The sequence below is a fragment of the Brevundimonas kwangchunensis genome (assembly GCF_039523815.1).
Lineage (GTDB): Bacteria > Pseudomonadota > Alphaproteobacteria > Caulobacterales > Caulobacteraceae > Brevundimonas > Brevundimonas kwangchunensis.
The window spans coordinates 586722-610149 of the sequence record NZ_BAAAGA010000005.1 but is presented as its reverse complement, the minus strand read 5'-3'; the positions used below and the strand labels follow the sequence as shown (position 1 = coordinate 610149).

Annotated in this window: 25 protein-coding genes and 2 tRNA genes; 11 read left to right on the top strand and 16 right to left on the bottom strand. The window is 67.4% G+C overall.

Annotated elements, in window-relative coordinates:
- Positions 1–38: 38 nt before the first annotated feature.
- Positions 39–293, bottom strand: coding sequence for a hypothetical protein (locus ABDZ95_RS12205; RefSeq protein WP_343794112.1), 255 nt, complete (start codon positions 291–293; stop codon positions 39–41).
- 195 nt (positions 294–488) lie between these two features.
- On the opposite strand from ABDZ95_RS12205, the gene ABDZ95_RS12200 reads away from it, so the two are divergent.
- Positions 489–2222, top strand: a complete 1734-nt coding sequence (locus ABDZ95_RS12200; RefSeq protein WP_343794110.1) for an ATP-binding protein — start codon at positions 489–491, stop codon at positions 2220–2222.
- Here the strand turns inward: ABDZ95_RS12200 and ABDZ95_RS12195 are convergent.
- Together ABDZ95_RS12195 and ABDZ95_RS12190 are read right to left on the bottom strand one after the other, a co-directional pair.
- Positions 2219–2749, bottom strand: a complete 531-nt coding sequence (locus tag ABDZ95_RS12195; RefSeq protein ID WP_343794108.1) for a hypothetical protein — start codon at positions 2747–2749, stop codon at positions 2219–2221. The genes ABDZ95_RS12200 and ABDZ95_RS12195 overlap by 4 nt on opposite strands.
- 78 nt (positions 2750–2827) lie before the next feature.
- A tRNA-Lys gene (locus tag ABDZ95_RS12190) sits at positions 2828–2904 on the bottom strand.
- Positions 2905–3014: 110 nt separating this feature from the next.
- Here ABDZ95_RS12190 and ABDZ95_RS12185 point away from each other — a divergent pair.
- Entirely contained in the window at positions 3015–4097 is a 1083-nt protein-coding gene (locus ABDZ95_RS12185; protein WP_343794106.1) for a CaiB/BaiF CoA transferase family protein, read from the top strand.
- Here ABDZ95_RS12185 and tgt read toward each other — a convergent pair.
- The 3 genes from tgt to queA all read right to left on the bottom strand — a co-directional run bounded on the left by tgt (position 4094) and on the right by queA (position 6970).
- Positions 4094–5209 carry a tRNA guanosine(34) transglycosylase Tgt gene (gene tgt / locus ABDZ95_RS12180; RefSeq protein WP_343794104.1) on the bottom strand — a complete coding sequence of 372 codons (1116 nt, stop codon included), beginning with the start codon at positions 5207–5209 and terminating at the stop codon, positions 4094–4096. The genes ABDZ95_RS12185 and tgt overlap by 4 nt on opposite strands.
- Positions 5210–5390: 181 nt before the next feature.
- Positions 5391–5864: a hypothetical protein gene (locus tag ABDZ95_RS12175; protein ID WP_343794102.1), complete on the bottom strand. Its 474-nt coding sequence runs from the start codon at positions 5862–5864 to the stop codon at positions 5391–5393.
- Complete coding sequence (gene queA, locus ABDZ95_RS12170) at positions 5861–6970, bottom strand: tRNA preQ1(34) S-adenosylmethionine ribosyltransferase-isomerase QueA (RefSeq protein WP_343794100.1); 1110 nt, start codon at positions 6968–6970, stop codon at positions 5861–5863. The genes ABDZ95_RS12175 and queA overlap by 4 nt, the downstream gene beginning before the upstream one ends.
- 103 nt (positions 6971–7073) lie before the next feature.
- On the opposite strand from queA, the gene ABDZ95_RS12165 reads away from it, so the two are divergent.
- The 5 genes from ABDZ95_RS12165 to ABDZ95_RS12145 all read left to right on the top strand — a co-directional run bounded on the left by ABDZ95_RS12165 (position 7074) and on the right by ABDZ95_RS12145 (position 11818).
- Positions 7074–7487 carry a hypothetical protein gene (locus ABDZ95_RS12165; RefSeq protein ID WP_343794098.1) on the top strand — a complete coding sequence of 138 codons (414 nt, stop codon included), beginning with the start codon at positions 7074–7076 and terminating at the stop codon, positions 7485–7487.
- A gap of 59 nt (positions 7488–7546) precedes the next feature.
- Positions 7547–9007 carry a hybrid sensor histidine kinase/response regulator gene (locus ABDZ95_RS12160; protein ID WP_343794096.1) on the top strand — a complete coding sequence of 487 codons (1461 nt, stop codon included), beginning with the start codon at positions 7547–7549 and terminating at the stop codon, positions 9005–9007.
- A gap of 160 nt (positions 9008–9167) precedes the next feature.
- Positions 9168–9506, top strand: a complete 339-nt coding sequence (locus ABDZ95_RS12155; protein WP_343794094.1) for a hypothetical protein — start codon at positions 9168–9170, stop codon at positions 9504–9506.
- 49 nt (positions 9507–9555) lie between these two features.
- Positions 9556–11226, top strand: a complete 1671-nt coding sequence (locus ABDZ95_RS12150) for a lysine--tRNA ligase (RefSeq protein ID WP_343794091.1) — start codon at positions 9556–9558, stop codon at positions 11224–11226.
- 115 nt (positions 11227–11341) lie between these two features.
- Positions 11342–11818, top strand: a complete 477-nt coding sequence (locus tag ABDZ95_RS12145) for an SH3 domain-containing protein (protein ID WP_343794089.1) — start codon at positions 11342–11344, stop codon at positions 11816–11818.
- A gap of 62 nt (positions 11819–11880) precedes the next feature.
- On the opposite strand, the gene ABDZ95_RS12140 is transcribed toward ABDZ95_RS12145, so the two are convergent.
- From ABDZ95_RS12140 to ABDZ95_RS12115, 6 genes are all read right to left on the bottom strand, one after another.
- Positions 11881–12516 (bottom strand): S24 family peptidase, encoded by a 636-nt coding sequence (locus tag ABDZ95_RS12140; RefSeq protein ID WP_343794087.1) that lies wholly within the window; start codon positions 12514–12516, stop codon positions 11881–11883.
- 51 nt (positions 12517–12567) lie between these two features.
- Positions 12568–12996 (bottom strand): hypothetical protein, encoded by a 429-nt coding sequence (locus tag ABDZ95_RS12135; protein ID WP_343794085.1) that lies wholly within the window; start codon positions 12994–12996, stop codon positions 12568–12570.
- An 88-nt stretch (positions 12997–13084) separates the two neighbouring features.
- Positions 13085–13426 carry a hypothetical protein gene (locus ABDZ95_RS12130; RefSeq protein ID WP_343794083.1) on the bottom strand — a complete coding sequence of 114 codons (342 nt, stop codon included), beginning with the start codon at positions 13424–13426 and terminating at the stop codon, positions 13085–13087.
- Between the two features lie 41 nt (positions 13427–13467).
- Entirely contained in the window at positions 13468–13869 is a 402-nt protein-coding gene (locus tag ABDZ95_RS12125) for a hypothetical protein (RefSeq protein WP_343794081.1), read from the bottom strand.
- A gap of 63 nt (positions 13870–13932) precedes the next feature.
- Positions 13933–14331, bottom strand: a complete 399-nt coding sequence (locus ABDZ95_RS12120; protein WP_343794079.1) for a PaaI family thioesterase — start codon at positions 14329–14331, stop codon at positions 13933–13935.
- Positions 14328–14840 carry a PaaI family thioesterase gene (locus tag ABDZ95_RS12115; protein ID WP_343794077.1) on the bottom strand — a complete coding sequence of 171 codons (513 nt, stop codon included), beginning with the start codon at positions 14838–14840 and terminating at the stop codon, positions 14328–14330. Before ABDZ95_RS12115 ends, ABDZ95_RS12120 begins: the two co-directional genes overlap by 4 nt.
- A 25-nt stretch (positions 14841–14865) precedes the next feature.
- Between ABDZ95_RS12115 and ABDZ95_RS12110 the strand changes: the two genes are divergently transcribed.
- Entirely contained in the window at positions 14866–15897 is a 1032-nt protein-coding gene (locus tag ABDZ95_RS12110; protein ID WP_343794075.1) for a ligase-associated DNA damage response exonuclease, read from the top strand.
- Here the strand turns inward: ABDZ95_RS12110 and ABDZ95_RS12105 are convergent.
- A complete protein-coding gene (locus tag ABDZ95_RS12105) occupies positions 15894–17513 on the bottom strand; it encodes a response regulator (RefSeq protein ID WP_343794073.1) in 1620 nt (539 codons plus the stop codon). The two genes, ABDZ95_RS12110 and ABDZ95_RS12105, sit on opposite strands and share 4 nt — an antisense overlap.
- Positions 17514–17710: 197 nt before the next feature.
- Between ABDZ95_RS12105 and queC the strand changes: the two genes are divergently transcribed.
- From queC to ABDZ95_RS12090, 3 genes are read left to right on the top strand one after another with little or no spacing between them, the layout of a single operon-like run.
- Positions 17711–18430 (top strand): 7-cyano-7-deazaguanine synthase QueC, encoded by a 720-nt coding sequence (gene queC, locus ABDZ95_RS12100; RefSeq protein ID WP_343794071.1) that lies wholly within the window; start codon positions 17711–17713, stop codon positions 18428–18430.
- The gene (queE, locus tag ABDZ95_RS12095) at positions 18427–19062 is read left to right on the top strand and encodes a 7-carboxy-7-deazaguanine synthase (protein ID WP_343794069.1); all 636 of its coding nucleotides are present in this window, start codon (positions 18427–18429) and stop codon (positions 19060–19062) included. Before queC ends, queE begins: the two co-directional genes overlap by 4 nt.
- Positions 19062–19430: a 6-pyruvoyl trahydropterin synthase family protein gene (locus tag ABDZ95_RS12090; protein ID WP_343794067.1), complete on the top strand. Its 369-nt coding sequence runs from the start codon at positions 19062–19064 to the stop codon at positions 19428–19430. Before queE ends, ABDZ95_RS12090 begins: the two co-directional genes overlap by 1 nt.
- 3 nt (positions 19431–19433) lie before the next feature.
- Here ABDZ95_RS12090 and ABDZ95_RS12085 read toward each other — a convergent pair whose 3' ends face one another.
- The 3 genes from ABDZ95_RS12085 to ABDZ95_RS12075 all read right to left on the bottom strand — a co-directional run bounded on the left by ABDZ95_RS12085 (position 19434) and on the right by ABDZ95_RS12075 (position 23239).
- A complete protein-coding gene (locus ABDZ95_RS12085) occupies positions 19434–19694 on the bottom strand; it encodes a hypothetical protein (protein WP_343794065.1) in 261 nt (86 codons plus the stop codon).
- 66 nt (positions 19695–19760) lie between these two features.
- Positions 19761–19837 (bottom strand) — tRNA-Val (locus tag ABDZ95_RS12080).
- Between the two features lie 102 nt (positions 19838–19939).
- The gene (locus ABDZ95_RS12075) at positions 19940–23239 is read right to left on the bottom strand and encodes an autotransporter outer membrane beta-barrel domain-containing protein (protein ID WP_343794063.1); all 3300 of its coding nucleotides are present in this window, start codon (positions 23237–23239) and stop codon (positions 19940–19942) included.
- Positions 23240–23428: the final 189 nt, after the last annotated feature.

The window sequence follows — 23428 nt, the reverse complement described above, 5'->3', positions numbered from 1 at the left end:
GGAACGTCTTGCGGTCAGACCGCAGCGCGATGGCAACCCTAGTAGAACAGGGTCTCGCTTTCCGGCTGTACGGACTGCTCCGAGGTGCGCGGCTCGGTGGGCTGCGAGGACGAGTCGGTGGGAGCGGGAGGCGGAGCAACCGCATCGGTCGGCGCAGCGACATCCTCGGCTGCGGGCGCAACCGGTTCCTCGACCGGAGGACCGATAAACTCGTCCTCGACCGGGCGCGGGTCCTCGCAGGCTGCGAGCGCGAAGGCCCCCGACACGGCCAGCAGGGCGAACATGCGTTTCATCTTATGTGGTCTCCCCCGGATTCTGGCGTCAAACGCTCCGCTTTATCTGTCGTTCCCATAAAGATTTTCGCATGGCGGCGCATCCCCTCGGAACGCGTGAGAGGGTTTAACCTTAACGGGAGAGTTGCATCAAAATTACAACCAGAAACCCTTCGTTGTACATTCCGAGCCATACCTTCGTTACGGGAGGTGGCGATGACGCTGACTACATACGCCATGGTGGCGCAGGTGCGCTTCCGCGAGCTCTGGACGCGTCTGGCCTTGGCTGCCTTCATAGGCGTCACCGCCTGGGTCATCTCGCCCTCGATATGGCCAGCGGTGTGGCTCGGCGGCGTTCTGGCGACCCAGACCGTCGACTGGTTGGTGTTCCGGCGGTTCCGCGAGAACCCGCGGTGGGTACCTGACCGTGCCTATGTCGCCCTGAGTTGTCTGGTCACCTTCCTCGGCGTCGCCGTCTATTCGGGCATAGCGGTGTATCTCTGGATTACCGGCGGCGAGATCGGGCGGTTGTTCGCGATCGTACAGGTGGCTGGCGGCCTGCTGCACGTCAGTCTGCACATGCACCACGCGCGACCGATTCTGATCTCGGCGGTAGCGACGCACGGAGCCTATTTCCTGAGCCTGCCGATCATGACCGCCGTGATCATCGGGGAGTGGCAGGAGGCGCTGATTGCGATCGGATGCCTGCTGTACATGAGCCATCTGGTCGTGGCGGTCAGGCAGAGCTCGACGATCACGGGCGCATTGAGGGCGGCGAACGCAGAGGCGCAGGAGGCCCGGCACAAGGCCGAGGTCGCCAATGCCGCCAAGTCCGATTTCCTGGCGGTCATCAGCCACGAAATCCGGACGCCAATGAACGCCGTGATCTCGGCGGCGAACCTGCTGCGCCGCACGCGGCTGGATGATCAGCAGAGCGAGCATGTGACCATGCTCACCGATGCGGGCGATGTCCTGATGGGGCTGCTGAACGACGTGCTCGACGTGTCCAAGATCGAGGCCGGCAAGATGGAGCTGGAGGTGACGGACATGGATGTCCGCGCGCGCCTGACCGCCCTGCGTCGGCTGTGGGAACCGCGGGCGTCGGCCAATGACGTGAACCTGGTCGTGCGCATCGCGCCGGCCGTGCCCGATGCGGTACGGACCGATCCGCTACGGTTCCAGCAGATCCTGTTCAACCTGATTTCCAATGCCGTGAAGTTCACGGCCTCCGGGGAGATCGTGGTCTCGGTCGACTGGGTCGACGGGCAGATGGTCGTGGCCGTGACGGACAGCGGGGTCGGCATTCCGGCGGACCGGCTGGGCAATGTCTTCAACAGTTTCGAGCAGGCCGATGCCGGCACGACCCGTCGCTACGGCGGGACCGGGCTGGGGCTTGCGATCAGCCGCAAGCTGGCGCGACTTATGGGCGGCGATCTGACGGCGACGAGCGTCGTCGGCCAAGGCTCGACTTTCACCCTGAGCTTGCCGATGGCCATGGCCGTCGCGGTCGTGGAGGGTGAGACGTCGGGGCCAGCCGATGTGTCAGCGCTTCAGGGACGGTCGATCCTCGCGGCCGACGACCACGAGGTGAACCGGCGAATCCTCAAGCTGCTGCTCGAGCCGCATGGCTGCAACCTGACCCTGGTCGAGAACGGGCAGGAGGCGCTGGAGGCCGCAGCGGGGCAGCGGTTCGACGCGATCCTGCTGGATATGCAGATGCCGGTGATGGATGGGCTTGAGGCCGCGCGGCGGCTGCGGGCAGGCGGGCAGAACCGGACAACGCCCGTGATCGCCCTGACCGCCAATGCCCTCGATACGCACCGGGCGGCTTGGGACCAGGTCGGGGTTCACGCCTTCCTGACCAAGCCGATCGACCCGATCCTGCTGGCCTCGACGCTGGCGGAGGCCTGCGCCGACGACGGCGCGTCGGTCGAGGCCGCCGTCGCCTAGCGCTGGCTTGCGCCGCGCGGGCGGAACCAGCTGGGCGAGGCGGGCGGGGCGCAGTTACGCTGGATGCCCAGCCCCTTGAGGAAGGCGCGGCGCACACGCCCGGCCTGGATCGCAGACTGGACGTGCCGGCTGTGCTGCTCGGCCCCTGTCAAGCGGCGGATCCAGCTCCGGCCCGGGATGAAGTCGGTAGAAGCGTCGCGGATCGCGTCCAGCGCCGCTTTGGAGGCCGCATCGGCCGCGCGCTCGCCCAGCGTGGAGCCGTCCGGCGCGGGCGGTTCGTCGCCATCCGGTCCCAACGCCTCGTTCAGACGCCCGACCTCGGCGGCGATGGTGCTGCAGTGGTTCAGGTTCCGGCGATCGTACGGATTGGCCTCGGCCTGCAGCAGGACCGTGGGGATGTACTCCCGGCGCAGGTTGAAGTCGTCCAGCGGCGCGGTCGCGGCAGCGCCGACGCCCGAGCCGAAATCCTGCGCGGCGGCGCAGGCGGAGAGCAGGGCGATCGGGGCGAGCAGCAGGAGACGGCGCATGCCGCGTTCAACCACGCGAGCGCGGCGAACGGAAGGCGTTGCGATGTCCGGAAATCCCCGCAGGCGCGGGAAGATCGATGGTACGTCCTCTCGGGCTCGAACCGAGGACCCTCTGATTAAAAGTCAGATGCTCTAACCAACTGAGCTAAGGACGCACATCGAACCGGGGCGCAGATTCGCTCCGGAAGCGGGCCTTCTGATGCAAGCCGGGGCCGGGGTCAAGCGCCGCCTCGACGGTTCGTCGATCAAAGGCTAGGCAGATGCGATGAAACCACTCTCCGACGTCCGGATCATCGAGTTCGACGGGCTGGGTCCCGTGACCTTCGCAGGCATGCTGCTGGCCGATCTGGGCGCAGAGGTGCTGAGGCTTTCGCGCGGCGCGGGGGCCGGGGCGGCGGTGTTCAGCGATGTGGGCGGGGAGGTGCTGCACCGGGCCCGCGCCGCCGTGCCGGTGAACCTGAAGGATCCGGCGGATCAGGCGCGGGTGCTGGAGCTTCTGGCCGGCGCGGACGCGCTGATCGAGGGTTTCCGGCCCGGCGTGATGGAGCGGTTGGGGCTTGGTCCTGAAGCGGTGGCGGCGGCGAACCCCCGGCTGGTCTTCGGGCGGATCACGGGCTGGGGGCAGAGCGGGCCGCTGGCCCAGAGCGTCGGGCACGACCTCAACTACATCGCCGTGTCCGGAACCCTGCACGGGATGGGAGAGCCCGATCGGCCGCCGCGGCCGCCGCTGAACGTGGTGGGCGACTATGGCGGCGGGGCGATGTTCCTGGTGACCGGGGTGCTGGCCGCCCTGGTCGAGGCGAAGACCACGGGCCGGGGTCGGGTGGTGGATGCGGCCATGACCGATGGCTCGGCCTTGCTGACCAGCCTGTTCCACGCCTTCGCGGCCCGGGGGCTGTGGAGCGACCGGCGGGGGGCGAACCTCCTGGACGGGGGCGCGCCCTTCTACCGGTGCTTCACCTGCCGGGATGGGAAGTACGTGGCCGTCGGGGCGCTGGAGCCTCAGTTCTACGCGGCCCTTATCGCCGGGCTGGGGCTGACGGCGGAGGAGGCGCCGCAGTTCGACATGCCGAACTGGCCGGCCCTGCATGCCCTGTTCGAGGCCCTGTTCGCGACCCGGGACCGGGACGACTGGGCGGCTCATTTCGAGGGAACCGACGCCTGCGTGAGCCCGGTCCTGACCCTGGCCGAGGCTCCGCATCATCCGCACAACAGGGCGCGGAAAACCTTTGTCGAACAGGGTGTTGTCCAGCCCTCCCTGGCGCCGAGGTTCAGCGGCGAGGACGCCTTGCCGGAACCTCAGCCCGCCGACCTGTCGCTGGACGAAGCGCTGGCCCGCTGGCGTTAGCCGTTCGAAGTGTGGCGGGCGTGGAAGTCCTTGCGGAACTGGTCGAAGCGGCTTTCCGCGATCGCCGCCCGCATGGCCGCCGTCAGGGCCTGGAAGAAGGCGATGTTGTGCCAGCTGAGCAGGATCTTGCCGAGGATCTCATCGGCCCGGATCAGGTGATGCAGATAGGCCTTCGAATAGTCCTGTGAGGCCGGGCAGGGAACTTCGGGATCCAGCGGGTCCTGATCCTCGGCGAAGCGGGCGTTCTTCAGATTGATCGGGCCGCTCCAGGTCCAGGCCTGACCGTGACGGCCTGCGCGGGTCGGCAGGACGCAGTCGAACATGTCGACGCCGCGCCAGACCGCCTCGACCAGATCGACCGGCTTGCCCACGCCCATCAGATATCGCGGGCGATCCTTCGGCAGGAACTCCGGCGCATAATCCAGCACCTCGCACATGGCCTGATGGCCTTCGCCGACGGCCAGGCCGCCGATGGCGTAACCGTCGAAGCCGATCTCCTGCAGGCGCTCGGACGATTCCTTGCGCAGGTTCTCGAACGTCGAGCCCTGCTGGATGCCGAACAAGGCCTGTGTGTCGCGCGTGCCGAAGGCGTTCTTCGAGCGCTGGGCCCAGCGGGCGGACAGCTCCATCCCCTCGCGGGCGCGCTTCTCCTCGGCGGGCCAGGCGACACACTCGTCCAGCTGCATGACGATGTCGGAGCCCAGTCGGTCGGCCTGGATTTCGATGGAGCGTTCCGGCGTCAGGACGTGCTTGGAGCCGTCGATATGGCTGGAGAAGGTCACGGCCTCCTCGGTCAGCTTGGAGATGCCCGACAGAGACATGACCTGGAAGCCGCCCGAGTCGGTCAGGATCGGCTTGTCCCAGCGCATGAACTCATGGAGCCCGCCGAGGCGCTCCATCCGCTCCGGGCCGGGGCGCAGCATCAGGTGGTAGGTGTTGCCCAGCAGGATGTCGGCGCCGGTCTGCTTCACCTGATCCACCGTCAGCGCCTTCACCGTGGCGGCCGTGCCGACGGGCATAAAAGCAGGCGTGCGGATGTCGCCGCGCGGGGTTTTCAGCACGCCGGTGCGGGCGCGGCCGTCGGTCTTCGAGATGTCGAACGGGAAGGTCATGCGGTTTGCGAAGTGTCCGAATGACGCAAGAATTCGTGGGACACTTCAGGACACTTTCAAATCTGGAGCGGCGGAAGGCGAGGTTTGGACGCCATTGTAAGGCGGTCTGCGGGGGTGCCGGGGATAAATCCCAAGCCTCTGAAATCTTACGGGAGTTCCCGTTGCTATCGGCGCCGAGCGGTCAGTCGGTCAGCTTTTCCAGCGCCTCGGCGCGCTGCAAATCCTTGGGACGGCCGAAGCGGCGAGCCATGGCGGCCTGTTCGGCGGTGCGAGCGGTCGGGATGTGGCGATCCTGAACCGGGCGGTCGACGCGGGTGCGGAAGGCGACCGGCGCCCAGCCATCGTCGGTCTTCACCTCCAGTCCGACCATGATCTCGATCGGCACCGGGGTGCTGTCGATCCGGGCCAGCAAGCGCGACCGGAAGCGGTCCTGCGTCTTCGGTGTGATGATCCGGCCGCCGAAGGCCTCGATCAGGTCGTTGGCGGTCTCTTCCGACGCCAGCACGTCGATGTCCGGCACGGGCCAATCCGGCAGTCCGGACAGGGCCATGGCGGCGCCGCCGAAGACGAGCCAGTCGTTGCGGAGCTCCAGCGCCTCGGCTGTGGCGGCCAGCATTTCAAGGCTCTGGATCAGGGGACGGGGGAGGGCCGTCATTGAGCGTCGCTCCGGAGCAGCAGGCTACCGTCACCATAGGAATAGAACCGATAGCCGTCGGCGATGGCGTGGGCGTAGGCGGCCTTCATCGTCTCCAGCCCGGCGAAGGCGCTGACCAGCATGAACAGGGTCGACTTCGGCAGGTGGAAGTTGGTCATCAGGATGTCCACCGCGCGGAAGGGGTAGCCGGGGGTGATGAAGATTGCCGTGTCGCCGTGGAAGGGCTTGATGGCGCCGTCCTCGCCGGTCGCGCTCTCCAGCAGGCGCAAGGAGGTGGTGCCCACGCAGACGATGCGGCCGCCGGCGGCATGGACGGCGTTCAGGGCGTCGGCTGTCTCTTTCGAGACCTCGCCCCACTCGGAGTGCATCTTGTGGTCGGCGGTGTCATCGGCCTTGACCGGCAGGAAGGTGCCGGCGCCGACGTGCAGGGTCACGGCGTGGGTCGAGACGCCCGTCGCGCGGATCGCTTCGAGCAGGGCAGGGGTGAAGTGCAGGCCCGCCGTCGGGGCGGCGACAGAGCCGTCATGCTCGGCGAAGACCGTCTGATAGTCCGAGCGGTCGCGGTCGTCCTCGGCGCGCTTGGCGGCGATATAGGGCGGCAGGGGCATGACGCCGACGTCGCGGATGACGTCATCCAGCGCAGGGCCGGACAGGTCGAACTTCAGGACGACAAGGCCGTCCTCCCCCTTGTCGGCGACGGTGGCATCGAGCCGTCCGAGGTCACAGGCGGCGTCGCCTACGGCGCCGAAGCGGATACGGTCGCCCGCCTTGATGCGCTTGCCCGGTTTCATGAAGGCGGACCAGACATCCGGCGCGTCGCGGTGGTGCAGGGTGGCCTCGACCTCGACGGTCAGGGTCTCGCCCTCCTGACCTCCGACACCGGGATTGGGACGTTCACGTACGCCGGACAGGCGCGCGGGGATCACGCGGGTGTCGTTGAAGACCAGTGCATCGCCCGGCCGCAGGAAATCCGGCAGGTCGCGGATGATGCGATCTTCGCGCCCGTCGGGGCGCACGACCAGCAGGCGCGCGGAATCGCGGGGCTCGGCCGGGCGCAGGGCGATCCGGTCTTCCGGCAGGTCGAAGTCGAAATCGGCGGTCTTCATCAGCCGGCGCAAAGGCCATGTACATGCGGCGCGGTCAAGGCGGAGGCATGGTGAGACCATGTGTCAGCCTGACGGGCGACGTCAGCGCTGCCATCTACACCTTATGAAACTGATCTCCGGCCTGGCCGCCTCCGCCCTGTTCGTTCTTGTCGCCGGTTGCGAGGACGCCGTCTCCACCCTGCAGGAGATCGAGGACACCGCCGCCAAGACCTCTGCCACGGTGACCGAGATCAACGAACGCTCTGCCCAGATCCAGCAGGCCGTCGAGGACCCGGTCGGAGCTTTGCGCGGCGCGGTCACCGCCAATCTGACGAAGACGCCGACCGACCAGCCCGGCGTCTATGTGCTGACCGACCTTCAGACCGGTTGCCAGTTCCTGGCCACCTACGAGGCCGACGGCACGACAGTCGCCTCCGTCGCACCGCGCGTTGAGCCCACCGCCGACGGCGGCACGCGCCAGCGCTGCATCGCCATTCCGGGCGGTGGAGAGCGGGCTTCCAATCAGATCGAGGGCTGATACCTTCAGGCCTGGTCTGACTTAAACGTTGCTTCAGGCGTTTCCGGCACTCTGCGTCGATGAGTTTCGAACTTCCATATCTCGCCGACGGCGGGCGCCTCGATGCCTGGGATCGCCTGCGGCGACCGGTGTGGCTGTTCGATCCGGTCAGTTGCCGGGGCGTCTACGCCAATGTCGCGGCTCTCGCTCTCTGGGGGGCGGTCGATCTTGCCGAGCTTCTGTCGCGGGATTTCTCGAAGCTCTCGCCAGCCGTCAGGGCGCGCACGGACCGCTTGCGGACGGCGACTTCAGGCGGGCGTGAGGTTGGTGAGCACTGGACCTTCTATCCCAACGGTCAGCCCGTAACCGTGCAGGCCGTGATCTCGACCGTCGCCCTCGCCGACGGACGGGAGGTGCTGCTTTTCGAGGCGGCGGCCGTCGAGGTTGAACCGGAAGAACGGCGCGCGGTCGAGGCGCTGCGACATTCGTCGGGGCCAGTCGGCCTGTTCGACGGGGAAGGCCGGTCCCTGTTCGCCAACCCGGCGGCCTTTGCAGCATATGGACTGGATGCCGGTTTCACCGGGCGGTTCGTCGTCGCTCAGGAGGGCGAGGTCGTCCTCGGCCGCGCCATGCAGGGGCAGGCGACCGGGGCACTGTTTCAAATGTCGACCGATGCCGGGCCGCGCTGGCACCATATCGATTGCCGCCCGCTCCACGACCCGGTGACCGGAGCCATCAGCGTGCTGCTGAACGAGCGCGATGTGACGGATCGTGTTGAGGCCGAGGCCGCCCGCGCCGCTGCAGAACAGAAGGCGGCTATGGCGGAAGCGCGGCAGCGGTTCCTGACCGACATGTCCCATGAGCTGCGCACGCCGTTGAACGCTGTGCTCGGGTTCTCGGCCCTGCTGTCCGAGGCCGGGCTTGAGCCGGCGCAGCGGGATCACGCCGGCCGCATCCATGCGGCGGGCGAGCGGCTGGCCGATGTCGTGGAACAGATGATCGGCCTGTCGCAGCGTGACGACTGGATCGGCGGAGCTGCGCCACAGTCGACCAACGAGTCCGACCTGAGCGACGTCGAACCTGTTCCTGCGGACGACGAGGAGGAACGGGCGATGCGCGTTCTCTACGTCGATGACAACGACAGCAACCGCGCTCTGATTTCGGCGCTGCTGGCCTTGCAGGGCATTGTCTGCGAGACCGTGGACGACGGCGCGCAGGGGCTTGCGGCGGCGTCGCGCGGCGAATGGGATGTGATCCTGATGGATATCCAGATGCCAGTGATGGACGGCGTCGAGTCCGCCCGGCGGATCCGCTTGCTGAAGGACGAGGCGTCGGCCGTTCCGATCATCGCCCTGACGGCCAATACGCTGCCCGAGCAGATGGTGGTCTATGCCGAAGTCGGAATGAACGACTGCATCGCCAAGCCGGTGAAGGCGCCGGAACTGCTGACCAAGCTGTTCCAGTGGGCTTCGACCCCGTGGCGCGACGACTGGCGGTCGGAGGTGGTCGTCGAAGCGGACCTTCAGGTGAACACGCGCTGAAGCCCAAGGTTGTCTTTACCTCCCGCCGGTAGATTCTTGCAGCTATCGGGAGGTCGTCGTGAGCTTTGGACGTCGAGTGACTGCGCCAGCGGGCGTTCCAACGCCGGAACGGGCTGAGCCAAGGACGCGCCGCGGCGGGTACTGGCTGGGGCTTCTGGCCATGGCGGTTGTCAGCGCAGCCACCATGGCGGCGATGCCGTTGATCTCGCCTTTCAGGATGAACGGAGCCTCACTGGCCAGCCTGGTGGTTCCCGGCGCTATCGCCATCGCGGAGATGGTTGTCGCAGCCGCCATCCTGAACCTGCTGATCGATCTGGCCTTGCGCACGCTGGGCTGGAGGCGTCCATGGATCTACGCCCTGGCCTGCGGGGCGGCGACCGCGGCGCTGTACCTCTCGATGGTGCTGGCGTTCGGGACGATCAATCCGATCTTCGCCCTCTACGTCGCGGTCTGGCCCGCCGCCGTCGGCGGCTGGGTGATGGGGTTGTATCGGCGTTGACGACGTCGGGGCGTTGACCCGCGCGCCTCAAGGCGTCAAAGCCCGTCGCATGCTGCAGAACATCGAAACCCTCGCGCGCGACGCAAAGTCGTGGCCGTTTGAACAGGCCCGCAATCTTCTGAACCACGTTCTGAAGAAGCGGCTGAGCGACGCCGAGCGAGATGCGGCCAAACTTCTGATCGACGCCGGCAAGGCGGACGAGGCGCTGGCGACGTTCGAGGTGCTGCAGCGGCCGGTGATCCTGGAGACCGGCTATGGTCCGTCGGGCCTGCCGCACATGGGCACGTTCGGCGAGGTGGCGCGCACGACAATGGTGCGCAACGCCTTCCGCGCCCTGACCGGCGATCACTGGCCCACCCGCCTGATCGCGTTCAGCGACGACATGGACGGCCTGCGCAAGGTCCCGGAAGGCATTCCGAACCCGGAAATGCTGCGCGAGGACCTGCATCTGCCGTTGACCCGCGTGCGCGATCCTTTCGGCACGCACGACAGCTTCGGCGCGCACAACAACGCCCGGCTTCAGGCCTTCCTCGACAGCTTCGGCTTCGACTACGAGTTCATGAGCTCGACCGAGACCTACAGGTCCGGCCGGTTCGACGAGGTGCTGTTGCGTCTGCTGGAGCGGTTCGACGCCGTGCAGGCGATCATGCTGCCGACGCTGGGGGCGGAGCGGCGCGAGACCTATTCGCCCTTCCTGCCGATCAGCCCGATCACCGGCCATGTGCTGCAGGTGCCGACGCTGGAGCGGAACGTGGAGAAGGGAACCATCGTCTTCGACGATCCCGCCGGCGGCCGCACCGAGGTTCCGGTCACGGGCGGGCATGTGAAGCTGCAGTGGAAGCCCGACTGGGCGATGCGCTGGACGGCGCTGGACGTCGACTACGAGATGTCGGGCAAGGACCTGATCGAGAGCGTGCGCGAGAGCTCCAAGGTCTGCCGCGCGCTGGGCGGCACGCCGCCGGAGGGCTTCAACTACGAGCTCTTCCTGGACATCGAGGGCAAGAAGATCTCCAAGTCCAAGGGCAATGGCCTGACGATGGACGAGTGGCTGCGCTACGGCACGCCGGAGAGCCTGAGCTGGTACATGTTCCAGTCGCCGAAGTCGGCCAAGAGCCTGCACTTCAACGTCATTCCGCGGGCGATCGACGACTATCTTTCCTTCATCGACCAGTTCCAGACGCAGGAGCCGGCCAAGCAGATCGACAACGCCGTCTGGTCGATCCACGCCGGAAACCCGCCGAAGGTGGCCAGCCCGGTGTCGTTCAGCCTGCTGCTGAACCTCGTCGGCGTGGCCAACGCCTCGTCGAAGGAACAACTGTGGGCGTACTTCGCCAAGTATCTGCCGGAAGCGACGCCTTCGAGCGAGCCCACGCTGGACCGGCTGATGGGCCATGCCCTGAACTACTACGAGGACTTCGTCCGCCCCACGAAGACCTATCGTCTGCCCGACGACAAGGAGAAGGCCGCGCTGTTGGACCTGGCGGCGCGCCTGAAGGCCCTGCCGGCGGATACGACGGACGGCGAACTGATCCAGGGCGAGGTCTATGCGGTGGGCAAGGAACACGCGTTCGAGCCGCTGCGGGCCTGGTTCGGGGCGCTGTACGAGGTGCTGCTGGGCGCATCGCAGGGGCCGCGCTTCGGCTCGTTCGCCGCGATCTACGGCCTGCCGGCGACGATCGAGCTGATCGAGGCGGGGGCCAACGGAAAGCTGGCGTCCTGAGCCGGGTCGGTCCGGTAACGTACATGAACTGAATATAACGGCGAGGCTTTGGGAGCCTTCAGCTTGGCTCGGGCATTCTCCATTCCATCGACCACCTCGATGACAGGAGAGAGTCATGTCGAAGAAGATCACCGTCGCTATCGCCGCCGCCGCCATGTTGGGCGGTCTTGCCCCGGTCGCACTGCCGACCGTCGCCATGGCCCAGCAGGCCAACGGCATCACCAACTGTGACGCCCCCGGCGGACGCCAGCAGGGCGGCGCCCTGATCGGCGCCGTCATCGGCGGCCTCGCGGGCAGCCAGATCTCGCGCAACGAGCGTACGCTCGGCGCCGTGGCCGGCGCCGCGGCCGGCGCCGCGGCCGGTTCGTACATCGGCTGTAACCAGCAGCGTCAGCGCGCCGACAACGCCCAGAGCGGCGCCCAGTATCAGGCCACCTCGAACCTGCGCATCCGCTCGGGTCCGGGCACGGGCTACCGCCAGGTCGGTAACCTGTCGGCCGGCCAGCCGTTCTCGGCCATCGGCTCGCAGGGCGAATGGGTCCAGATCGCCGGCGGCGGCTGGGTGAACGCCCGCTACGTCGCGCCGTACTAGACCCGGCGCATCCGCAAGGATCGAAGGGCCGCTCCGAAAGGGGCGGCCCTCTCTCTTGGACGCTACTGGCTGACCCAGAGAATGCGGCCCATCCAGAGGATATCGGCGCGGGGCAGGGTGCGGGGCCCGTAGTCGGGATTGATCGAGGCGAGGGTGACGTTGCCCGCCGACAGGGCGGCCAGCTCCTTGGCCAGGGTCTCGCCGCCGGTGGTGCGGACCACGACGCGGTCGCCCTTGCGGACGTCGGTCGCCTCGCGGTCGACGATGACATGGTCACCCTCGCGGTAGAGGGGCGACATGGAATCGCCGGCGATGCGCAGGCTGAGCAGGCTATCGCGCGGGCGGGGGAGCTCGGTCTGGAGCCAGCCGTCGCCGGTGGGCAGGCCGGCGTCGTCGAAGAAGCCGTCCTGACCGGCCTGGGCCATGCCCAGCATGGGTACCAGCGGCGGGCGATCCGGGGCGTCCTGCGCCAGTTCGGCGAAATCGCCCAGCGACAGGCCGGTGACGGACAGGATGCTGGTCAGGCTCTCGGTGGAGGGCCAGCGGGGGCGGGGCGGTTCGCCGGGGCCGAAACGCTTGGACGGATTGAAGCTGGTCGGGTCCAGCCCGGCTCGTCGCGCCAGGCCGGACGCGCTGAGGCCCTCGCGCTTCGCGAGACGGTCGATGGCGGTCCAGATCTGAATATGCGACAGCGGCATGGTGAATAGGAATATCCACCTACGCATGGAATCGGTCAAGCGGAGGCGGAGCTACTCCAGCCCGGCGGCGCGGCGTTCCTGCCAGGCCCAGAAGGTGCCGACGGCGATGGCGACCAGCACGCCATAACTGGCGAGGTTGATCACCGCGTAGAAGGCGGCCAGCGGCGGGCGGATGTCGACGATGGTGAGCAGGTGGCTCATGACGATCAGGGCCTGCATGGCACAGACCCAGACGGGCCAGGTACGCCGGCTCTTCCACGCCAGACCCGCATAGACCGCCAGCATCACGCAATCGATGGCCAGCAGACCCCATTGGGTGCCGGTCAGGGCGGTCTTTTCCTGCATCAGGATGGAGGCGAACAGGGCCAGCATATAGGCGCCCGCGCCGATGCGCTCGGGCTCATCGCCCTTGAGGAAGGCGAAGGCGACGACCAGGACGGCAATGCCGAATCCGATCTGCGATGACAGGGTCTCAAACATGCAAACGCCCCCGTGCCGCAGGGCACGAGGGCGAACATGCATTGAATCGGCGCAAATCGAAATGACCGGCGCCGGACATTACGATGAATTAAACCGCGCGGAGGCGGGCCACCGTGGTCTCTTCCATGCTGGCTTCCGGCGGCTTGTCCAGAACGCCGAGGGCGTACGGACCCCAACCGAGGCGACGGTGATCCTTGGCCAGTTCGGTGTGGCAGGCCACGATGGCGGCGCGAGCGGCCGACAGCGCGGCGATGGCTTCCATCGCCTTGGCTTGCGACTCAGCGCCGGTGACCGGCGAGAGGCTGAGGCTGGTACGAGCGCCGATCATCGACTGAACCAGGGTGGTGGCGCGAGCGATCGCGGCGTCGAGCGACTGTTCGGTCGCATTCAGGTCGCCAGCAACGCTGGCGATAACGGCAGCCTTATCCATGAAACCCTCCGGGAGGCAAAAACTTCAGTGATCGCTGTTTATCAGACGTTAAGCTTGCCGGGTAGTGAATTGTTAGCCATTTCTCTTGAGTCTTCGTTAACCAATTCGCCTGTGGCGTGAATCACACGTCCGCCAACAGGGGGCGTGTCTCCGGGTTTATCGATGGGACCCACCGCAAGTGGCTCCAGTCCCAGCTTGCGGGCGAGGGCGGCCAGGGCGGTGTGGGTGCGCACCAGATGCGCGCGGACGTCGGTCAGGGATTGAACGCTGGCCGCCGCACCGTCGAAGACGGCCTGCCCGGCCACGGCGGACAGGAAGGCGTCGGCGCGCGCGCCGGGCAGGGCGGCGACCAGCCCTGCGGCGTGGCTCAGAGCCTGATCGATGGCGGATTCAGCAGCGTACAGACGGGCGGCCAGCGCCTCGCCGATGGTTTGACGGCACATGCGGGTTTTCCCCTCGCAGCGCTTCAGCGAGGGGAGGCAACCATGCCGTTAACAATGAATCAACTAAAAGTCGTTTCCTGCGACCAGGAAGTGTGCGCTCAGGCTGGCGATCGGGTTGTCCGGATCGTCCTGCCAGGCCTCGGCCTGAACGTGGGCGACCCGTTTGCCGGCCTTGCTGATCCGCGCGCGGGCATGGACGTCCACCGGGCGCCCCGAGCGGAGGTAGGCGACGGTGACGTTGATCGGCCGCGGCAGCTTCAGACGGGGATACAGCAGGGCAACCTGGGCGACGGCGGTCAGCTCCAGCATGGCGGCGGTCGATCCGCCGTGCAGGGCTGGCAGCACCGGGTTGCCGATCAGCTTGTCGGCAAACGGCATGGTGATGGTCAGGACGTCGCTGTCCTGCGCCGATGTCAGGCCCAGGAAGCGGGCGTAGGGCAGGGTGGAGAGGAGGTCGGTCATGCGCCGTCTCCGGCGCGCGATTTCAGATTGGCTCCCACGCCACGCTCGCCGTTCGAGTTCAGGATGTAGGCGCTCTGGGCGGCCGCCACGGGATCGTCCGGGGTATCCTCGAACGCCCAGGCGCGAACGAAGGCGATGGAGTGCGTCAGGCGGTAGCACCGCGCCTCGGCGATCAGGTCCGCCTTCGGGCGAGCGGCGCGCATGTAGTCGACGCGCAGATCGAGCGTGGCGACCGGTTCGAACCGGTTCAGCGCGGTCCAGACGGCCAGGCCGCCGACGTGATCCAGCAGGGTGGTGACCAGCCCGCCGGCCAGCACGCCGGTCTCGGGGTCGCCGACCAGATCCTCGCGCCATGGCACGCGAATGCGGACGCGATCGCCTTCCAGCCCCTCATAGGCGAAGCCCAGGGCATGGGTGTGCGCGGCGACCGAGGCCAGTTGTGGCAACAGGGGAAGGATCTGCGAGGCGGGCATGGTCCGGGTATCGACCGGAGGCCGGGTTGAGCGCAAGCGCCGCTCGTGCGTTCAGTGGCGGATGATCCGTTTTGAGGACCTGCTGAGACCGACGCCCGCGGGGCTGTATTGCCCGCCGGGGGATTTCTACGTCGATCCCGTCGCGCCGGTCGATCGGGCGGTGATCACCCATGGCCACGCTGACCATGCCCGATCCGGTCATGGCGCCGTGCTGGCGACCCGCCAGACGCTGGCGATCATGGCCGAGCGCTATGGCGAGGATTTCACCAAGGCACGGCAGGGCGTCGCCTACGGTGAGACGGCGACCATCAACGGGGTCGAAATCAGCCTCGCGCCTGCCGGGCATGTGTTGGGTTCTGCGCAGGCGGTGGTGCGCTGGAAGGGTCTGACCATGGTCGTCTCCGGCGATTACAAGCGGCGACGGGACCCGACCTGCGCGCCATTCGAACCCGTGCCGTGCGACGTCTTCATCTCGGAAGCCACGTTCGGACTTCCGGTCTTCGTGCATCCGTCGGATGGCGACGAGATCGCCCGGCTATTGCGGTCGCTTCGTCAGTTCCCCGAGCGCGCACATCTGGTCGGAGCCTATGCGCTGGGTAAGGCGCAGCGGGTGATCCGCCTGTTGCGCGAAGGCGGCTGGGACCGGACCATCTACGTCCACGGCGCGCTGGAGCGGCTGAACCGGCTGTACGAGCGCGAGGGCATTGATCTGGGGCCGCTGGCGCCCGCCACGGGGCTGAAGGCCGGGGCGCTGGGCGGAGAGGTGGTGATCGCCCCGCCGTCGGCGACGCGGGACCGCTGGGCCCGTCGCTTCGCCGACCCGGTCGTCGCTTTCGCCTCAGGCTGGATGGGCGTGCGGGCGAGGGCGCGTCAGCGGGGCTGCGAGCTGCCTCTGGTGCTGTCCGACCATGCCGACTGGCCCGAGCTGATCGCGACCTTCACGGAGTTGAAGCCGCAGGAGGTCTGGATCACGCACGGGCGCGAGGAGGGGCTGTTGCGCTGGTGCGAACTGAACGACCAGCCGGCGCGGGCGCTGAGGCTGGTCGGCTATGATGAGGATGACGACGAGGTCGTCGCCGAAGACGCGGCCTAGCCGGCCTTGCGGGCGGCTTCCGGCTCGGCGGCGGTCGCTGCGGCCTGTTCCAGCGCGGCGTTCATGGCCATGCGCAGGCGTTCCGGCTTGATCGGCTTCTCGACCACGGCGGCCATGCCGATCGACAGGTAGCGGCGGGCGTCTTCCGGATCCGCATTGGCGGTCAGGGCGACGATCGGGATGTTGCGAACGGGGTGGTCCAGCGCGCGGATGGCCTGGGTGGCCTGCACGCCGTCCATGCGGGGCATCTTGATGTCCATCAGGACCATGTCGAAGCGGCGCTCCTGCACGGCCTCGACGGCCTCGACGCCGTCTTCGGCGGTTTCGGAGGTGCAACCGAACATCTCGCACAGGGCCTGGGCGACGACACGGTTGGTGGCGTTGTCGTCCACGATGAGGATGTGCGGGCTGTCCTGAACGTCGAAGTCGGTCAGGGCCTCGACGTTCGATTCCACGGCTGCCGGAGCCTCGGCCAGCGGCACCTCGAGATCGAAGGCGAAGGTGGCGCCGCGGCCGGCGTTGTTCTCGGCCCAGATGCGGCCGTCCATCCGGTCGATGATCTGGCGGCAGATCGACAGGCCAAGGCCGGCGCCGTCGGGGCCCGAGCCATGCACGAAGGGCTCGAAGATCATGTCGACCCGCTCGGGATCGATGCCGGGGCCGTCGTCGCGGACGCGGGCTTCAAGACGGATATGATCGCCCTCGGCCACGGCCTTCAGGCCGGCCTCGACCACGCCGTTGCGGGCGAATTTCAGGGCGTTGCCGATCAGGTTGTTGAACACCTGCTTGATCCGCATGCCGTCCAGCAGGCCGGTCAGCTCGGTGTCGCCCTCGTAGCTGACCATCAGGGTGACGTTGTCCTGCGAGGCGCGTGGCGCCCACATGGCCTGAACGTCGTCCATCATGGCGCGCAGCGGCGTCGGATCGGATTGCAGCTCCAGCTCGCCGGCCTCGGCGCGCGACAGGTCCAGCGCGTCCTGCAGGATGCGCAGCAGGGTTTCGGACGATTCCACGATGGTGGAGACGTGGGCCTGGGCCTGGGCGTTCAGCGGCTGGCGGCGCAGGAGTTCAGCGACGGCCAGCACGCCGTTCATCGGCGTGCGCAGCTCGTGGCTCATGATCGCCAGGAACTGGCTTTTGGCGCGCGCGGCGACGAGGGCCTGGGTGCGGGTATCGGTCAGGACGCGGGCCTGTTCGGCCAGTTCCTCGTTCTGGCGCTGCTGGGTCTCGTTGACCGCCTGCAGCAGGGACACGGCGGTGCCGACCCCGTGATACTTGCCCTGACGGGTCACGATGAAGCCGCGCATCAGCGTGCCGGCTCCGCCCTTCAGCATGGTGTCACAGAAGCCTTCGATGGCCACGCCCGCTTCGATGATCGCGGGCTCGGCGTCCATGACGTGGATCACGGCGCGCTGGGCGTACAGTGCATGGCCGAAAGCGCCGGCGATCTTCATCAGGAAGGCATTGCGCTCGATCAGGCCGAGCGGGCGGTCGTCCTCGACGACCGGAATGACAAGCGTATCCGGCTCGCGCTCGAAGCGCGCGTAGACGTCGATACCGAGCGTGTCCGGAGCGATCGGCTCCACGCGTTCGGTAAGGGTTTCGATCGTCGGCATGAGGGCCGGAACTCCTACTGAGACCGGTGGACATCTAGGCCGTAACGGTTTGCAGAAGGGTTAAAGCGAATCGATCCGCCCCAATCGGGCCATTTTTGCTCGATCCCGCCCTCTGGTGTAGAAGGCCCGCCCTCGCCATCTGGCGACCCATCACCCTTTGCATGCGCGCGGCCGATCCGGCCGACCGCAGGTTTGTCATGAGCGAAATCGACCCGAACCGCACGAAATCGGCCCTCGTCCTCTTCTCCGGAGGGCAGGACAGCGCGACCTGCCTGGCGTGGGCGCTGGAGCGGTTCGACCGGGTCGAGACCGTCGGTTTCGACTATGGTCAGCGCCATGCGGTCGAGATGCAGGCGCGGCTGGATGTGCGCGACGGCATGGTGAAGGTGCTGCCGCAATGGGCCGACCGGCTGGGGCCGGACCACGTCGTGGATCTGACCGGCTATGGAAAGATCGCTGACAGCGCCCTGACGGCCGAACGGGCCATCGAGATGGATGAGCGCGGTCTGCCGACGACCTTCGTGCCGGGGCGGAACCTCGTCTTCCTGACCTGTGCGGCGGCCTTGGCGGACCGGCGGGGGCTGGAAGTGCTGGTCGGCGGCATGTGCGAGACCGACTACTCGGGCTACCCGGACTGTCGCCGCGACACCATCGAGGCGATGGCGCAGGCGCTGAGCCTGGGGCTGGACAAGCCCGTAGTGATCGACACCCCGCTGATGCATCTGACCAAGGCGCAGACGTGGGAGCTGGCCGACCGGATCGGCGGCGCGGCTCTGGTCGAGCTGATCGTGGAGGTCTCGCATACCTGCTACCTCGGCGACCGCGAGCACCGTCATGCTTGGGGCTACGGCTGCGGCGACTGCCCGGCCTGCGAGCTGCGGGCGGCGGGCCACGCTGAATGGGCAGCCGGCCAATGACCTACTCGGCCAAGGAAGTGTTTCTGACGGTACAGGGGGAGGGTGGTCAGGCCGGCCGGCCGGCGGTCTTCCTGCGCTTCGCCGGCTGCAATCTGTGGAACGGGCTGGAGCGGGATCGCGCCACGGCCGTCTGCACCTTCTGCGATACGGACTTCGTGGGCGTCGATGGCGACGGCGGCGGGAAGTTCGCGACCGCTGACCTGCTGGCCGACCATGTCTTCGGGATGTGGCGGGGGCGGGAGGGCGATCCTCGGCTTGTGGTCTGCACTGGCGGGGAGCCGCTCCTGCAGCTGGATGCTCCGCTGATCGACGCCCTGCACGCCCGAGGCTTCGAGATCGCCATCGAAAGCAACGGCACGCTGGCCGCGCCCGAGGGGATCGACTGGGTCTGCATCAGTCCCAAGGCCGATGCGCCGGTGGTGCAGACCGCCGGCCAGGAGCTGAAGCTGGTCTTCCCGCAGGCAAAGGCCATGCCCGACCGGTTCGAGCATCTGGAGTTCGAACGCTTCTGGCTTCAGCCCATGGACGGTCCGGATCAGGCCGCCAACACCGCCGCAGCCATCGAATACTGCCTGACGCACCCGCAGTGGCGGCTCAGCGTCCAGACCCACAAATACATCGGCGTCCGCTAATGCCCGTCTTCGAGATCACCAAACAGGCCACCTTCGACGCGGCCCACCACTTCCCGAACGAGCCGGAGGGCAGCATTTACCGGCGCGTCCACGGCCATTCGTTCACGGTCGAGGCGACGGTGCGGTCCGAGGTGCTGGACGCCGAGCACGGCTGGGTCGCGGATCTGGGCGCGCTTGACCGTGCGTTGAAGGCTGCGGCCGAGGAACTGGACCACGGCATGCTGAACGAGCACGAGGGCCTTGAGCTGCCCAGCCTCGAAAACCTGTGCCTGTGGTTCGTGAAGCGGCTCCAGCCGGAGTGGCCGGGTCTGTGCCGGGTTCAGGTGGCGCGGCCGACGGTCAACGAGCGGTGCGTTCTCAGTCTCTGACGCTCAGCAGCTGCGACCCTGGTTTCGACGCTGCTCGCAGCGGCGCTGTTCGCGTTCCCATTCGCGCTGCTCGCGCTCGCGTTTGGCGCGGGTTTCCTCGTCGGAGGTGGTGACGGCGTCCACGCCCGCGCCGACGACCGAGGCGCCTGCGCCCACGACGGCCGCGCCGGCTCCGACGACCGCGCCGACAATACAGCCCTGCAACATGAGCGAGCCCGCGATGAGCACGGACAGGGCGGCGGCTTTGCGGATGTGGGCGGACATGGCTTCAGCACTCCCCGGATGCGGCAGGATTAACCGTGAATGGTGAACGCCGTCTGACCGGAAGGATGGTGGGCGGCGAGGGGTTCGAACCCCCGACCCCCTCGGTGTAAACGAGGTGCTCTGACCAGCTGAGCTAGCCGCCCGATCGCGAAGCGAACGCCGCTTCTAGGGCGCCGTGGGCGGCGTCGGCAACGAAAAAGGCCGCCGGCGTCCCGACAGCCTTTCCGTATTCGATGCTCCGGCGATCAGAACCGGAAGCTGGCCCGCAGGAACAGCATGTAGCGGACGTAGTCCTCGAGCAGTTCGGCGTCGGCGCTGATGGACAGCATGCCCAGTTCGTTACCGACGTTCATGCGGAAGCCGATGATCGGACCGCCGCCTTCGATGGTGTTCGGGGTCAGGCGGAAGTCCGGACCGCCCGAACGGAAGCGGGCCAGGGTCTCGCCGGGATCGACCGAGATGTTCTGGCGCCAGCCGAGACGCAGTTCCGGACGCAGCCAGTCGTCCTGGCCCATCGACATGCCGAGGTTGACCGCAGCGACGGCGGCGAACAGGTGCCCGTCGCGATCGTCGATATCCAGATCGAAGCCGTCGCCGCCGCCCGTTTCCGTGTGGCCTTCCTCGCTGAGCGAGAAATACTCGGCATAGAGCTCGGGACGGATGCTGAAGCGACCGAAATTCTGCTCGTACGAGACGCCGCCCGCGGCAGCGAGGGTGAAGCCCTTCCAGTCCGAGATGGCGGTGCGGTTGATGCCTTCAGCCACCAGACGACGCTCGGATTCGAACGTCGCATAGCCGCCGGCGGCACGGGCCCAGGTGGTCCAGCGCTGACCTTGGGCGCGCCAGTAGACGCCCAGCTCAAGCAGGTTGGCCGACAGAACTTCCTCGGCTTCCGATTCCGGGTCTTCCAGATCGGACGAGGTGAAGGCGACAGACAGACCCAGCGCGCCGAAGTCGGTGCCACGCTCGACGCCGCCGGCGACGCCGAAGCCCTCCGAGCGGAAGCCGTAGGTGTCGGTCTTGTCCTTGTCGGCGTAGAAATTGATCTCCTGTACCCAAGCGCTGGTCTCGCCCGGCGCGGCCGAGGCGTTGCGGCCGGTCAGGGCGCGGGTGACCGCGTCGACGCCGGACGCAAGCGACAGCAGCGGACCCCCCGAGTGCTCGGGCAGGAGCTGTTCATACAGGTTGAGGAATTCGTCACGGCCGAGCTGGCTCAAGAAGACGTTGCGAACCTCGGTGTCGCGCTCCAGGGCGCTGTAGAAAGCGTCATACATCGCCGCTTCGGACGAGATCAGTTGCGCTTCCTGGGCGGTCCGGCGCCGAACGTCAGCGAAGACCGTGCCGCTGGCGACGTCCGCGCCGCCCTGCACCACGAAGAGGTACGGGGAGTTCTGCTGGAACGAGTCGAGATCCAGCGTGCCGACGTTCAGCGTCGCCGCGTCGATCAGGGTGAAGCGGGTTTCCTGCTGCAGCAGGGAGTTGAACCGCACGCCAAGGCCCGCGCCGCTCGCGAGGTTGGCGGTCCCGGTGACATTGAAGCCGCCCGCCGTACCGTTGGCCGGGTCGATGGTCACGATCAGGTCGCCGTTGGCGCCGATGTTCAGGTCGGTGATGGTCTGTGCGGCGGCCTGACGGGCGTCCAGGACGCCGTTGGTCAGGTTGATCGTCAGATTGCCGTCGCTGTCGTTGACGGCGCCGCGAACGACCGCGCCGCCCGTGATGTCGAGGCGGTCGGCGCCGGCGCCGAAGCTCATGTCGCCAATGACGGTGCCGTTGCGGATGTCCATGACGTCGGCGCCCGAGCCGAAGCGGATTTCGCCGACGATCTGCGGTTCGCGGGCGTCGATGACGCCGTCGCCATCGCTGTCCGGATCACTGGCGGATGGCGTGCTGGGAATGCCGTTCTGCAGCAGGGTGACGCCGGTGGTGTTGGCGGAAACGTCGATCGCGACCGCGCGTCCGGTGACGGTGTCGCCGGCTTCGACGGGCGTGATGTTCGACTGGATCGACCGGTTGTTCGTGATCGACGTCAGGGTGCCGCTGAGGTCGACGAGCGCCGTGGTGTTCGAGGTGCTGCCGCCGACCGCTGCGAGGATGACGCCGTTGTTGACGAATGACGGCACGCTGGCGCCGGCGTCAATACGAATGGCGGTGATCTGGCCCGCGCTGTCCGCGTTGGCTGCGGCGGCGGTGATGGCGCCGGTGTTGATCATCGTCGGGGTGATGGTGCCCGAACCCAGACGGACAGCGGTCGAATCGGCTTCCAGCGCCAGCGTGGCGATGGTGCCTTCGTTGCGGATGCCGCCCGCGATGTTGACGGTCTGGCCGGCATGGCCGCCGACCACGAGGCCCTGCGCGTCGAAGCCTTCGTAGACGCCGAGGCCGTTCAGGGTGCCGCGGTTGATCAGGCCGTAGGCGCTGTCGCCGGTTCCCGCCACGCCGAGCGTGATCGAACGATCGGCCGCGCCGATCTCCACCGCTGCGGCCGAGCCGTAGCTGGTGATCATCGCCGTGCCTTCGCTGGCGTCCAGGACGCCGTCGCCGTCGCGGTCGGTGTCGTCGCGGTTCTTGGTGCCGTCGCCGTCGTCGTCCTCGTCGCCGTTCTTCACGCCGTCGCCGTCGTCATCGCCTTCGATGCCGGCCGCGCTGTAGGACGGCGGCACATCGAAGATCACGCCGCGGCCGACATTGCCGGCGATCCGGACGGCGGGGCCGCCGACCAGAAGATCGTCGGGATCCAGTTCGTCTAGGAAGACGATCGCCTTGTTCTGCTCGGCGGTCTGGGTGAAGCCCGCCGGACGTTCGGGCGGAGCAGTGGTGTAGCGGAAGCCCGATGCGGTAACGGTTCCCTGGATCGCCACACGGCCGCCGACGTCGCCTTCGAGCGAGATGGCGGTGGCGTTGGCGCCGCGCGCCGTCACGGTGCCGCTGATATTCACATCGCCCGTTACGGTCGCAGCCGTGCGGATGCCGACCGAATTGTCGCCGCGGATGTTCACGCCGCCCAGCGCGTGCAGGCGGCCGTTCAGCGTCGATTCGACGGCGACGCCGTAGGAGTTGTTGCCCTCGACCACGATGGCCGAGCTGCCTTCGAGGTTCACATTGCCGACGAGCGTTCCGTTGGCGACGCGAACGCCATAGCGCCCGGAGCCGTTAGCCCACGGGCCGTCGATATCGCCGTCGTTGTCCGTATCAACGTTGTTGTCGAGGTCGTCCGTGACGCTGATCGCGCCCGCGATCGTGGTGGTGGACGTATTGCCGCCGTTCAGCAGGACAGCCGTCGCACCGTTCGCGGCGTTGGCCATGGTGATGCCGCCGCCGGTGACCATGTCGAAGTTGTGGCTGGAGTTGACCGTCACCGCCGTACCGCTGGCGACATTGATCGCGCCGCCACTGGCGATGCGGATCGAGTCGGGGCTCGTGCCTGTTGCCGTCGCGGTCGCGATCGGGGTCGTCCGGGCTGACGAGATGACTACCTCGGCCATGGCGCCGGAAGCCGTCAGCAGGGGAGCGATCGCAACCGCGGTCGCGAGTAGAATACGCATTCGGAAAAACACCCCAGTGATCGGTCACGCAGAGACGCCGGCGATCCTCTAACAGGGACGGGGCCAGCCTGCCTCAAGTTTCTCGTATTTGAGGCGATTGCAAGGCGCAAGCCGAGCGGTTCCATTCAGGCCGCAAGCGAAGCTATTGCCAATACCGAAATCGAAGTGATATCACTTTCATATCGAGCG

Coding starts and splice junctions, on each gene's coding strand:
- ABDZ95_RS12205 (WP_343794112.1), bottom strand. CDS start 293: ATGAAACGCATGTTCGCCCTGCTGGCCGTGTCGGGGGCCTTCGCGCTC.
- ABDZ95_RS12200 (WP_343794110.1), top strand. CDS start 489: ATGACGCTGACTACATACGCCATGGTGGCGCAGGTGCGCTTCCGCGAG.
- ABDZ95_RS12195 (WP_343794108.1), bottom strand. CDS start 2,749: ATGCGCCGTCTCCTGCTGCTCGCCCCGATCGCCCTGCTCTCCGCCTGC.
- ABDZ95_RS12185 (WP_343794106.1), top strand. CDS start 3,015: ATGAAACCACTCTCCGACGTCCGGATCATCGAGTTCGACGGGCTGGGT.
- tgt (WP_343794104.1), bottom strand. CDS start 5,209: ATGACCTTCCCGTTCGACATCTCGAAGACCGACGGCCGCGCCCGCACC.
- ABDZ95_RS12175 (WP_343794102.1), bottom strand. CDS start 5,864: ATGACGGCCCTCCCCCGTCCCCTGATCCAGAGCCTTGAAATGCTGGCC.
- queA (WP_343794100.1), bottom strand. CDS start 6,970: ATGAAGACCGCCGATTTCGACTTCGACCTGCCGGAAGACCGGATCGCC.
- ABDZ95_RS12165 (WP_343794098.1), top strand. CDS start 7,074: ATGAAACTGATCTCCGGCCTGGCCGCCTCCGCCCTGTTCGTTCTTGTC.
- ABDZ95_RS12160 (WP_343794096.1), top strand. CDS start 7,547: ATGAGTTTCGAACTTCCATATCTCGCCGACGGCGGGCGCCTCGATGCC.
- ABDZ95_RS12155 (WP_343794094.1), top strand. CDS start 9,168: ATGGCGGTTGTCAGCGCAGCCACCATGGCGGCGATGCCGTTGATCTCG.
- ABDZ95_RS12150 (WP_343794091.1), top strand. CDS start 9,556: ATGCTGCAGAACATCGAAACCCTCGCGCGCGACGCAAAGTCGTGGCCG.
- ABDZ95_RS12145 (WP_343794089.1), top strand. CDS start 11,342: ATGTCGAAGAAGATCACCGTCGCTATCGCCGCCGCCGCCATGTTGGGC.
- ABDZ95_RS12140 (WP_343794087.1), bottom strand. CDS start 12,516: ATGCCGCTGTCGCATATTCAGATCTGGACCGCCATCGACCGTCTCGCG.
- ABDZ95_RS12135 (WP_343794085.1), bottom strand. CDS start 12,996: ATGTTTGAGACCCTGTCATCGCAGATCGGATTCGGCATTGCCGTCCTG.
- ABDZ95_RS12130 (WP_343794083.1), bottom strand. CDS start 13,426: ATGGATAAGGCTGCCGTTATCGCCAGCGTTGCTGGCGACCTGAATGCG.
- ABDZ95_RS12125 (WP_343794081.1), bottom strand. CDS start 13,869: ATGTGCCGTCAAACCATCGGCGAGGCGCTGGCCGCCCGTCTGTACGCT.
- ABDZ95_RS12120 (WP_343794079.1), bottom strand. CDS start 14,331: ATGACCGACCTCCTCTCCACCCTGCCCTACGCCCGCTTCCTGGGCCTG.
- ABDZ95_RS12110 (WP_343794075.1), top strand. CDS start 14,866: ATGATCCGTTTTGAGGACCTGCTGAGACCGACGCCCGCGGGGCTGTAT.
- ABDZ95_RS12105 (WP_343794073.1), bottom strand. CDS start 17,513: ATGCCGACGATCGAAACCCTTACCGAACGCGTGGAGCCGATCGCTCCG.
- queC (WP_343794071.1), top strand. CDS start 17,711: ATGAGCGAAATCGACCCGAACCGCACGAAATCGGCCCTCGTCCTCTTC.
- queE (WP_343794069.1), top strand. CDS start 18,427: ATGACCTACTCGGCCAAGGAAGTGTTTCTGACGGTACAGGGGGAGGGT.
- ABDZ95_RS12090 (WP_343794067.1), top strand. CDS start 19,062: ATGCCCGTCTTCGAGATCACCAAACAGGCCACCTTCGACGCGGCCCAC.
- ABDZ95_RS12085 (WP_343794065.1), bottom strand. CDS start 19,694: ATGTCCGCCCACATCCGCAAAGCCGCCGCCCTGTCCGTGCTCATCGCG.
- ABDZ95_RS12075 (WP_343794063.1), bottom strand. CDS start 23,239: ATGCGTATTCTACTCGCGACCGCGGTTGCGATCGCTCCCCTGCTGACG.